We start from the raw sequence: 1,524 nt of genomic DNA, 5'->3' as shown, positions 1-1,524 counted from the left end.
GTGTAGGACGTATTGGCCGTCGCATTCGCTACCTGGAACGAGGTGTAGTTGAAGCTGATGCTGCCCGGGGGGGTGGTCAGCAGACACAGCGAGTTGTTGTTGATGGTGACCGGGAAGGTGCCATTCGACAGGTTGCCGGTGCCGCAACCTGTACCCAGGGAGTTGCACAGCCTCATGGTCACTGTGTCGGTAAAGAGGCCGGCGTTCTTGTTCTGGACGGCGGGGATGGTGGTGTAGTAGGTCTGGGTATGGGTGGCGAACAAGGTGGCGGCAGTGCCGAAATTGACGGTGCCGGTAAAGTCCAGCGCTGTGCTATTGCCCCACCGCTGGGTGAGGCCCGCGTCACGGTAGAGGTTGTAGTTCATCCTGGCTGCGCCTGTTCCTCCTGCTCCATTGAACGCCCGGTTGAAGCCGCCGCTTTCATGCAGGCCGTCGTCCGAGGTCAGGGTGTAGGCGAACGTGATAGCGTCGCCCGCTGTCCGGCTGCAGCTCACCGTAAAGCTTCCGGTGCCGTTGGTCGGGTTGGGATCGTTTTCGAAATAGTAAGCCGTGAAACCGGAAGACGATACGTTGCAAACAATGGCGGCCTGGGCCCGCAGTGCGCAAATGCATAGCAAGGCTATCAGGACGCTGCGCAATGCGTAAGAAGCACTCATCGATTGACTCCGTTGCATCTGCCCAGGCTGTTGCCAGACACGACGACTTTCAGGTAGTGATAGTAACGTCTTGTAGCAGTATGGTGAATGGTGCTGCATTGCGCTGAATCGCGCTGCTTTCATGAACTCAGGCGCTGAGAATTCGTGACAAAAGTCACACTGTGACGGGGGAGGCAAGCGGCTTGGCCGCTTGCATAAACAAGAAAAAAAGAGGACTGCGAGGTCAATACGTCACGGTCAGGGTGCGCGGCGCCGCGCTGGTACAAATACCCCCTCCGCAAGTGCCGGACTGGCCCGCAGCAATGGTGCCGTTGATGGTGAAATTCTGCGGGAAGCCGGTGCCTGTCTGGCCTCCAGGATTGCTCAGCGCCAGGCTGTAATTGAGGCCGAGCAGGTTTCCCGCCGTCGCATCCAGGGCCATCGTGTAGGGCTCGCCAATGGTGCAGCGCACGGCATAGGCTGTACTGGCCGTGGCGGGAGTCGGCTGGAACGAGGTGTAGTTGAACACGATGTTCCCGGGTGGCGTGCTGAGCAGGCAGATGGACTGGTTGTTGATGCTCACGGGGAAGGTGGGAAAGACGTCCGTGTTGTTGTTGGGGCCGTTGTCGTAGCGCAGGCGCATGGTCACGGTGTCGGTGAAGATCTTGGCGTTCTTGTTGAGCCCGGCGGCAATGCGGCTGTAAAAGACATGCGTGACGCTGGCCGTCAGGGCGCTGCCGAAGGTGATCGTTCCCGCGAAGTCGGTGGCATTGGTATAGCCCCATTCCCCGTTCCCGGGCGCCGTTCTGAAAAGGTCGTAGGCGATCTGGTTGGCCGCGCCGGTGCCGTTCACCGCCTGGTTGGTGCTTCCGGCGCCGGGGTTGAAACC

At 60.0% G+C, this 1,524-nt stretch carries 2 protein-coding genes; both read right to left on the bottom strand.

Features of this window, described 5'->3' with window-relative positions:
- A partial coding sequence (locus AC1D0P_RS25540; protein WP_477679291.1) for a Csu type fimbrial protein occupies nt 1-656 on the bottom strand: 656 nt, incomplete at its 3' end.
- A 223-nt stretch (nt 657-879) separates the two neighbouring features.
- Nucleotides 880-1,524 (bottom strand): spore coat protein U domain-containing protein (locus AC1D0P_RS25535; RefSeq protein WP_477679290.1); only part of this gene is annotated, 645 nt, incomplete at its 5' end.

The sequence above is a fragment of the Polaromonas sp. P1_G2 genome (assembly GCF_056405515.1).
The sequence above is the reverse complement of the archived record's forward strand: the minus strand, read 5'-3'. Positions and strand labels throughout refer to the sequence as shown.